Here is a 9,272-nt window from a genome sequence, read left to right as displayed (position 1 = left end):
TATTGTTTTACTTAAGCCTTGTAAGGTTTTTTAGGATGAAACTTTCCAAATTTGGGGGCAGCGCATGAAATCTGATAAAAAATTAAATTTTGCTTTTAATTCAAGTGAAAAAGTGTGTAGCCATTTAAACGATTCTATTAATAAAAAGAGTGAAATAACTCCGAAACCATACATTATTGGTTTTAGTGCTGATCATTATAACTTGGTTTGGTACTGTGAACTTTGTTGTCAACAATATTCCTTACCTGCTCAAGGTGTATTTTTGTTCGACTTTCCTGAGAATCAAGAGGAGTACGATGATCTTGCTTCTTTAAAAGAGCTTTACAGTTTTAAAGATCTTAAGTCATACATTAATACTTTACACAATTTTAAAGCATCGGAAATATGCGATAGTAATCCATTTTTAGCATTTGATAAAAATGAAGGCTCTACACCAAAGTATGTCAATCAAAAACTATTTTACTCCCTATCTAGGTTAAATGATGAGAAAGTAGAGCATATGGTTGAGAAAGCCATAATGGTGCCATTTGGCACTGAGGTTGACTTCGATGATTCAAATGAGTGATAAATATTCTATAAAATCCAAAGGGATTAAATCCTGACTTCGAGAACACCTAGCATTACATAGACAGCAATTATAAATTTATATACTAACAACAACGCTCTTTAACAACATGGATGTTTTAAAGGTTTGGGCAGTTTTGCTCAAACCGTGTTGATATTTTTGTCCAACACACTTTGGCTACAGCGACTTTCATTACGATGAATGTGGCAACCAAATTCGTGAAACCGGTAAAGGTATTAAAACACACCGTGAATACAATGCGTTCAACCAATTAAGCAGCTTTAACAACAATGGTACGCTCACGCATTACGACTACGACCCACTGGGTCGACGCATCGCCAAGCATACCGAGCATGGCAAGATTGATTACATTTGGGACAACGACCAATTAATTGGCGAATACCAGCACGGTGAATATACGTGGTACATCAACCTACCCAATCAATTTCACCCAGTCGCATTGATTAAACAAGGTGAGGTGTATTACTACCACCTAGACCAGCTCAACACCCCACGTTTTGTAACTAATAAAAACGCAGAAGTGGTATGGCAAAACCACGCGGATGTGTATGGCTATGAAGAGCCAGAAGCCGATACTGACTTTAATAAAGAAAACACCTTCACTCAGCCAATACGTTTTCAAGGGCAGTATTTTGATGAGGAAAGTGGTCTTCACTACAACCGCTACCGTTACTATAGCCCAAAACAACAACGTTTTATAAACCAAGACCCGATTGGTTTAGTAGGTGGTATTAATCATTACCAATATGCGCCAAACCCAGTGAATTGGGTGGATCCGTTTGGGTTGAGTTGTAAGGAAACTAAAACAATTGAAGTGCCTGCGTATGATCATAACGACCCTATGGCTGATGCAATAACCCCAGTTGCAATTGTGCCCGTAGAGTGGTTCGTAGAAGGGTTTGCAGATGCTGCTGAGGCAATAACCCAAATGGTAGAAACAGGCGTCACAGCCGCTGGGGTTGCAACAGCGGGTATTGCACTTATACCTGGGAGAGTAGCTGACAAAGCACTCGAGCCTGCGGTTAAAAAGTTAGATGATGTCGCAGATGCGGCACAAACAACGGTGACTCAGGCAGCTAAAAAAGCAGCTAGAGAAATGGACTTACATAAAGTTGCTTGTTTCAAAAAGAATAAAAAAGGTACAGATGCTGAGTATGATCGTCAATTGAAAGGCCAGCAAGATGGTATTAACGACATGACAGTTAAAGAGTACTTAGATAATCGTGAGGCATACAAAAAAATTGGCCGTCAAGGCACGGGGGCTGCTCAACAAGAGGCACGAGAAAAGTTCCGATTTAAATTGATAAATAAATATAAGGATGAACTGATTGCTAGTGGAGAGTTTTTTGGTGATGAAGCTGCTCACAAGGCTAAAGAGTTAGCTGAAGTAGACATGAAAACCCTTAATGCTCTTCACAACCCTGATATGATAGCTGGCGGTTATGATAGTGTAGTGGACTTAGGCGATGCAAGTGTCAATAAGTCAATTGGTTCACAGTGGAAGAATAATGGTAGAGATACTGCAGGCAATAAATTAGATGGAAGCCGTGTCGCAAAAATGGATGCTCAGGCTCAAAAAGCACTCGAAGAGATAGGACCAGATGCTAAGATGAATGTAGATTTACATAGGTGTAAATAAATGAATAAGTTTTTTGATAACTTTTACAATTATGCGGGATTTGGTCCCGCGATAAAAGCGACAATGCCAAGCAATGAAACGCTTGAATTTTTTAAAGGCAAACTTCCTGAACGTTTGCTTGAATACTGGCAAGAGTATGGTTTTTGTGGCTGGGGTGATGGCATTTTTTGGATTGTTAACCCACAGGATTACCATGATATTTTACAAACATGGCTTGAGGGCACCGAATTCGCTGAACGTGAAAAAAACGGGTTAGATAAATATTATGTTATTGGCCGCGGTGCCTTTGGAGATTTAATTGTTTGGGGGAAGACATCAGGTCAGAGTATAGATGTTAATTCAAACTTTGGCATGATTTTCCCAACAGATTACTCTGAAAAATTAAAGGAGCGAGGGGAGGAACGTTCAATTGACTTATTTTTTGCAGTTCAAAGTAAAGAGTCATTTGATCAAAAAGGTGTTGACGAAAAGCCTTTGTTTGAACAAGCACTTAAGAAGCTTGGCCCCTTAGAAGCTGATGAAATGTATGCGTTTGTTCCCGCGTTGGCTCTTGGTGGTGTAAATAAGCTTGAAAATTTGCAGAAAGTAAAGGCGATTGAGCATTTGAACTTTCTGGCTGAATTGGGCGAGAAACGCATAATGGCAGATATTGTCTCTATGTCTAATGAACTACATAAGAATTAATGCTTCAGGCGGTTAACTACTTTAATTAATAATCAATTGAGTATCCCTAGGTACTAAATAAGCCATTTCGTCGAACGTTAATATGAAATGGCTTTGAAAATAAATACATGAAAAGGACCTTCACATGTCAGCAATAAGAATAACCCAATCTGTTGGACTAGGTGGTGTTAATACCCCACTCGATGTAAAAACAGTACAAACCGCTTTAAATAAATTACTAAAACTTATCTCACCAACAAACGCATTAGCAGTGGACGGACGTTTAGGTTCTCGCCCAGAAAACTCTAAAACTGTTGCCGCAATTAAACAGTTTCAAAGCAAAGTTCTAGGTATGGTGCGTCCAGATGGAAAAATAGACCCAAATGGCCGAACCCACAAAAAGATCAACGAGAAACTAGCGGGTTTGGCTTTGCTAAGTAAAGTTAAAACGCCTCCAGTTATGCCAGTGACAACTGCATTTTGGATGAAAACAGCTTATGCTGAAGTTGGAGAGACAGAAGTCGCTGGCAAAAAAGCAAATCCGCGTATCTTAGAGTATTTCAAGGCATCAAAGTTTTGGGGTACTGATGATAGTGGTGGGCAAAATGCTTGGTGCGGCTCGTTTGTTGCTTGGGTTATGCAGCAAAATAACATGGACCCGGTAAAAAATGCTTTCAGAGCTAAAGAGTGGATCAACTTTGGCAAACCTATTAGTAAACCAGTTTACGGCGCTATAGGTATAAAATCTAGAAAGGGTGGGGGTCATGTTGCGTTTGTAGTAGGTCAAAGTGTTGATGGTAATTATTTATATATGTTGGGTGGCAATCAAAGTAACAGTGTTAATGTAGCAAAGTATAAAAAGGATGTATGGGATGACTTTGTAGTTCCGACTAGCTTTGATTCATTGTCAGCGAGTTTGCCTATTTATACACAAAATGCATCAGTCGCAGGAAGTGAGGCCTAATGAAAAAAATATTTATCATTGTATTCGCTTTTTTGGCTTTAACTAAGCCTGTATTAGCTAACGTTACTGAAAGCTTAGAGCTAAATGGGTTCAAAGTAGCATCAGAAAATGTTCAGTTTCTTGCTAAAGTTAAAATCACTAAAGTAGAGGCTTTTCAAGAAGGTGATAATTCGGAAAAGCATGTTTATTATGCGGATGTACTCTCTACTTACAAAGGCAAACCTATCAAGAGCTTAAACTATGATATGTATGTTGAGGCTGGAGAAGATGTTATTTTTAATTCAGAGCCTGTCTATATAGCACTTTGTGTTGATGAAAGTGGAAATTTTTACTGGCCAGGTACAGGGTCTGAATTTAAATCGTCATTAGCTATCGAGTCTTGGCTGACTGAACATAAAAAAGAGGTAGCCACAATAAGCGACAGTATTGGTTGGTGTAAATAATACCTAAGAGCTTACTGAAGAGCTTTAATAAAATGGATAGGGAATATATGAGTAAAATAAACACGGATGTTAACTATAAAACAATGGCAGGAAATGCCCGCTTGGTGATAATTGCAGAGTCTAGTCACAATCCTCTATCGTATAAATATGAGGCAATTAAGGCACTTAAACAGCTAAAAACTGCAGGTTTTACCCACTTTGCAATGGAAATGTTGCCTTTATACATTAAAGATAAAATAGAGTTCTATCAGCGAACTGGAAAGGGTTTTGATGCTATAAAAAAACATTTCCAAGAAGACTGGAACTGGAATGATGCTGCGAGTACTGGTTACAGTGAATTAGTGAGAGCGGCCAACTCATTAGGGATGAAGATTGTTCCATTAGATATGTCAACTGAAATGATGGATGAAATCGATGGACGCTGTAACTGGGAGCAAGCAGACAACAGTACCTGTATGGATTCTCATATTCAAAGAAATCAAATGTGGGCGAATATTTTTAATGCCGAATTAAAACGAACTCAAAGTACCCGTATTGTTGCTTTTATGCATCGATATCACGCATTTAACGCAGGTAATAAACATATTGGTATCGATTCAATAATGCTAGGTTTAAATGTAAGTAGCATTAGTCTTATAGAGTATATTGGTGGAGTAACGTGCTTTAATAATGGGGTTTGTGAAGGCCAGTCTAATGCTGATAAATCTTTGAGAAAAGTTTACTTTTCAAGAAAGGGATCTTTCATACCTTCTCCTTTTTCTTCTTATACAGTACATCTTCCCGAAAAAAAGTTGCTTGAGAAGTAATATGTTTAGAATTCTTTTTTTACTGTGTGTATTTTCGCCCCTCCTATATGCCGCAGGCCCAAGATGGGATAATTCAATAGATATTAATGATCCAGACTTAACGGGAGAAGTAGCCGCAGAGCAATGCCACAAAAGTTTGATTAATGCACCTGAAAAACTAGAGCTTTGGTGTGAGAAAGCGATTGAGATGGGATACTGGAATTCTTTAGTAACATTAAGTATGCATATTGGTGATGGCTCTCGTTTAATTGCTGAAGCCAAAAAAAGAATGGAAAAAAAAGAACCCAAAGCATACTCAATACTTGCATGGTTATATAGGACAGGTACGTTTGTGGAGCAAGATATAAATTATGCCATGTCACTTTATAAAGAGCTTATCACATTAGATATCGAGCGGCCGAACTCTTTAATAACCGCTGCACATTTGGAATTAGCATATTTGTATAAGGCCCAGCAGAACTGGGCTGCAATGGGTGAACATGCTCAGTATGTATATGAAAACACGTTGATTAACTATCACAAAGAGCGTGCCGCGGAGTTACTTGCACTTGCTGAACAAAACAACATAAAAAATTAAATAACATGGAGTTATAGAGACAATTATGGAACAACAACACCAACAAACTCTCACACAGCTTGTAAACGATGTTTACAACAAGCCTGATTTAATTGAAGAGCATCAGCCACTAATTGAGCCTTTGCTGACTGATTTAGTCGCGAGTGCGCCTTTAGGCTTTGAAGGCATGGCTGCTATGATTAATACGCATATTTCCAATGGGTTTAAGTTTAAAAACCCTAAAATACAACAGTTTGAGCTTGAATCTGGGTTGTTAAAATTAAAAACCTACTTTCAAAAGATTAATCTTTAACAGGAGTTTAGGCAGGCTATTGCTAGCAAAAACTTAGTTTCAAGGATGATGTGTGACATTAATTAATACATGTATGTTAATGGTGGTTTTACAGCCGTTGTTTGTTTATTTGGCTCTGTTTAAACAGCCAGAATTTCACCCTATGACAGATACACCGGTCAAAAATGATGATGCTCTATTTTTGTTTGTCACCCCTGGGGTATCTGTTTTCTATTTTAGCCAGTTTTTTGAGGCGCTACTTTACCTAGGTGGGGTCTGGGTATTGGGGTTATTACTCGCTGTAATTTTGGCAAGTAAAGCCAAAAAACCTGTCACAAAGGATGATGCGATCAGCTTTACGATTGCAGGCTTTATCTTTTTCGGGATTATAAAATTAATTGCTATGGCAATTGCGTACTTTTTTATGGATGACCCCGCAGAGGCCGCACAGACTGCTATCCCCCCTGCAAACGATGAAAGCGTTTTTTCAGTGAGTCAGCTATTCAGTGTAGATTATTTATATAACGCATTATGGCCTACATTGTACTTTTTAGTCCTCATGATTATAACGCTTGTGATAAAGGTTATTGAACATCATAGTTCATTTAAAAAAGCACCTTCCGGCCTGCTTATTACGCTGGGTGCAGCGCTGGCGGGGATCGCCCCGTTAGCTGGAGAAGCCTATATTGTTGGGATTATTGCTAACTTTATTATCTTTATTGTTTTTTGCTCCTTGTGTTTAAAAATTGATGTAAAAAAGGATCCATCAGCAGGGGCTATTGGGCTTTTTTTTGGGTATATACTCATGATGGGAATAGGCTTTAGTGTGATATGCAAAGTTATTTATGAGCTGTTTTTTAATTAAGTTTAAGTGAATTTGCAGTATCTTTTTTGCGCAATTTGCTTGTTATCCGACTTGTACCTTATTAGAATAAATAATTATATTTTTTAGCTGTACTAGTGTGTTTAGCGCTTAAATCGTATTTAAGTCATTATAGATTCTTATTTCACGTTTAAAGTAGCTTAATTACAGAGCCTATTTTTTATCTGAATGCTAAAAAAGGAGTTTTGCTGTTGTCGCGGTTAAAGTGTTCATTGTTGGGGGTAATCGTGACTATTATGGCGTTATTTACTGGCTCACACGCTTTTGCAAATATTTTTGGTTTGTTTAATAAAGATGATTTTTTGTTATCGGCTCCTATTAAGGGTGTTTTATTAGATAACGGGGTGCCCGTTGTAAATACAAAAGTTATTCGTTCACTCACCTATGGCGACGAGTACATAGATGAAACAATAACAAATGATGACGGCTTTTTCGCCTTTGATGAAAAGCGAATTCACACCTCGAAGAAATCAAATATATTTGATAATGATGCACTAATTCAGCATGTGTACCTTGAAAATGGCACACCCGAAGGCATTGTACTGTGGTATGCGGGTATTTCAATTTATGAAAATAGTGAAACGCTAAGGGAGCTTCTTAACGGGTTACGGTGTGATGTTGCTAAGAAACCACACACCTATGATGTGCCTATTAAAGAAGCATTAGATCATTATTTTACAATCTATGGCGCTTGTGAGTTGTGATTTTAAGGAGATTATATTGTTAATAGAGCGATTTAAATTGCCAATGCTTATTGCAGCAGTGGCTTTGCTAATTTTATTTACTACAACACAGGTTTTTGCAAATATGTTTGGTTTTTTTAGTAAGGAAGAGTTTGAACTATCAGCGCCGGTTGAAGGTCGTTTGCTATACGAAGAGCAGCCTGTTGCTGGTAAAAAGGTATTTCGTAAACTAAATTATGGCGATGATTATATTGATGAAGTAACAACGGGTACTGATGGCCGTTTTTCTTTTCCTGAAAAAGTGATCAAAACATCAAAGCCATCAAACATGTTCGACAATGAATCTGTTATTCAACATATTTACACATTAGATGAAAATGCAGAGGAAGTAACTATTTGGGCTGTTAGAGTATTTCCTTATGAGCACAAAGATACACTCACCGAGTACTTGAATGATTTGGTGTGTGATATCGCACATGAACCACAAACATATGATATAGCGGCTAAAGAAGATAAGCAGCATACATTTGCTGTTTTTACCACTTGTAAGCTCTAACGTTTAAAACCAATAAAGGGATTTAAAATGAATACGTTAACACCTACTCAAGCAGTTCAATTAGCGTCACTTGCCTATGATGCTAAAGAATTAAAAAATACAAAACTTTTAAATGGGCTGTTGCATGCGTCTTTGCGAGACCAGTTTGATTTCTCTATCAATAGTAAGTCTATACAGGGCGTTTCAGGCGGCTTTTTCTCTCACCTATTTGGCTTAAGCACAGGCTTTGGTCTGGTTGCACATGGTAAAAATGCATTCCAAGGGCATTCAGTTATTACCATTCGTGGGACTGCTTCACTGAGAGACGGCCTAACTGATGCACATTTCGGTTTAAGTGGTGGCGCTAACGGCAGCATGGTTCATGCTGGTTTTAATAAAACGTTTTATACAATGAAGCCAGCTCTTCAAGAGTTTATGGCAGCGAATGTAAGAGATAAAATTACAGCGGGTGTTCATTTAGTTGGCCACAGCTTAGGGGGCGCTTTAGCAACGCTGGCTGCCGATTGGATTAAAGCAGAATACTCGTTACCGGTAAAACTTTATACATTTGGTTCGCCAAGGGTGGGTTTAGAAGACTTCTCAAGATCGGCCACTTCAAGAATAGATCACATTTACCGATGTACGCATGGCGCTGATCCGGTAACAAAAGTACCGTTATGGCCATTTTCTCATGCACCTTATAACGGTCAAGAAATACGCCTAGACAGCGGCCAAGGTCTTAAAGGTGCGGCACATAAGCTTAGCGGAAACCCAGGTTACGTAAATACTGCCAATAGTAGTGATTGGAATAACTTAACTGTTAAAGCAAACCATTACCTTAACACACCGGTAAGACTCAACTTTGAAGATAGAAACCAAGCATCATTTAATGCCCATTGGGCCGATAAATTAGGAGCTGCGTTAGTCACTTTATTAAAAGATGCGGGTTATTACAGTGCTGTGGCGGCACAAGCGGCAATTGGTACGGGTTTAACTTTTTACGATATGTTGGCTCGCACATTAGATAAGATTGCTAAAGCGTCTGCTTCATTTGCATCTCAGACTTTGGGCTTAATTGGTCATATGCTGGTTTTTGCTGGGAAAGTGATTGGTAAGGCAGTGGAGCTAACATACAGTGTGATTAAATGGGCATTCGACTCGACGCTGGGCGCTTTATATCAAGCTGCAAGAGATGGTTTAAACGGCCTAGACTAAAATATTT

Annotated in this window: 12 protein-coding genes and 1 pseudogene; all 13 read left to right on the top strand. The window is 38.4% G+C overall.

What is annotated here, in order from left to right:
• The first annotated feature begins 64 nt into the window (after positions 1 to 64).
• The 13 genes and pseudogenes from L3Q70_RS19665 (at position 65) to L3Q70_RS19605 (ending at position 9,265) form a co-directional block, all read left to right on the top strand.
• Entirely contained in the window at positions 65 to 565 is a 501-nt protein-coding gene (locus L3Q70_RS19665; protein ID WP_062567644.1) for a hypothetical protein, read from the top strand.
• Positions 566 to 779: 214 nt separating this feature from the next.
• Positions 780 to 911, top strand: a pseudogene (locus L3Q70_RS20395) (hypothetical protein); the annotation flags it as partial.
• A 132-nt stretch (positions 912 to 1,043) separates the two neighbouring features.
• A complete protein-coding gene (locus L3Q70_RS20390; protein WP_276574959.1) occupies positions 1,044 to 2,225 on the top strand; it encodes a polymorphic toxin type 15 domain-containing protein in 1,182 nt (393 codons plus the stop codon).
• Positions 2,226 to 2,909 carry a GAD-like domain-containing protein gene (locus tag L3Q70_RS19650; RefSeq protein ID WP_237115422.1) on the top strand — a complete coding sequence of 228 codons (684 nt, stop codon included), beginning with the start codon at positions 2,226 to 2,228 and terminating at the stop codon, positions 2,907 to 2,909.
• A 124-nt stretch (positions 2,910 to 3,033) separates the two neighbouring features.
• Entirely contained in the window at positions 3,034 to 3,852 is an 819-nt protein-coding gene (locus L3Q70_RS19645) for a TIGR02594 family protein (RefSeq protein WP_237115421.1), read from the top strand.
• On the top strand, positions 3,852 to 4,295 hold the full coding sequence (locus L3Q70_RS19640) for a hypothetical protein (RefSeq protein ID WP_237115420.1): 444 nt from the start codon (positions 3,852 to 3,854) through the stop codon (positions 4,293 to 4,295). The genes L3Q70_RS19645 and L3Q70_RS19640 overlap by 1 nt, the downstream gene beginning before the upstream one ends.
• Positions 4,296 to 4,342: 47 nt before the next feature.
• The gene (locus L3Q70_RS19635) at positions 4,343 to 5,101 is read left to right on the top strand and encodes a hypothetical protein (protein ID WP_237115419.1); all 759 of its coding nucleotides are present in this window, start codon (positions 4,343 to 4,345) and stop codon (positions 5,099 to 5,101) included.
• 1 nt (position 5,102) lies between these two features.
• Positions 5,103 to 5,678 (top strand): hypothetical protein, encoded by a 576-nt coding sequence (locus tag L3Q70_RS19630; RefSeq protein ID WP_237115418.1) that lies wholly within the window; start codon positions 5,103 to 5,105, stop codon positions 5,676 to 5,678.
• A gap of 25 nt (positions 5,679 to 5,703) precedes the next feature.
• Positions 5,704 to 5,970 carry a hypothetical protein gene (locus tag L3Q70_RS19625; RefSeq protein ID WP_062567639.1) on the top strand — a complete coding sequence of 89 codons (267 nt, stop codon included), beginning with the start codon at positions 5,704 to 5,706 and terminating at the stop codon, positions 5,968 to 5,970.
• Between the two features lie 52 nt (positions 5,971 to 6,022).
• Complete coding sequence (locus L3Q70_RS19620; protein WP_237115417.1) at positions 6,023 to 6,814, top strand: hypothetical protein; 792 nt, start codon at positions 6,023 to 6,025, stop codon at positions 6,812 to 6,814.
• Between the two features lie 209 nt (positions 6,815 to 7,023).
• Positions 7,024 to 7,536: a DUF6795 domain-containing protein gene (locus L3Q70_RS19615; RefSeq protein ID WP_237115416.1), complete on the top strand. Its 513-nt coding sequence runs from the start codon at positions 7,024 to 7,026 to the stop codon at positions 7,534 to 7,536.
• A gap of 16 nt (positions 7,537 to 7,552) precedes the next feature.
• Positions 7,553 to 8,071, top strand: coding sequence for a DUF6795 domain-containing protein (locus tag L3Q70_RS19610; protein ID WP_062567637.1), 519 nt, complete (start codon positions 7,553 to 7,555; stop codon positions 8,069 to 8,071).
• Positions 8,072 to 8,098: 27 nt separating this feature from the next.
• Entirely contained in the window at positions 8,099 to 9,265 is a 1,167-nt protein-coding gene (locus L3Q70_RS19605; protein WP_062567636.1) for a lipase family protein, read from the top strand.
• Positions 9,266 to 9,272: the final 7 nt, after the last annotated feature.

This window comes from Pseudoalteromonas sp. CF6-2 (assembly GCF_021729425.1).
Taxonomy (GTDB): domain Bacteria; phylum Pseudomonadota; class Gammaproteobacteria; order Enterobacterales; family Alteromonadaceae; genus Pseudoalteromonas; species Pseudoalteromonas arabiensis.
This window is presented reverse-complemented; position numbering and strand designations above follow the sequence as displayed.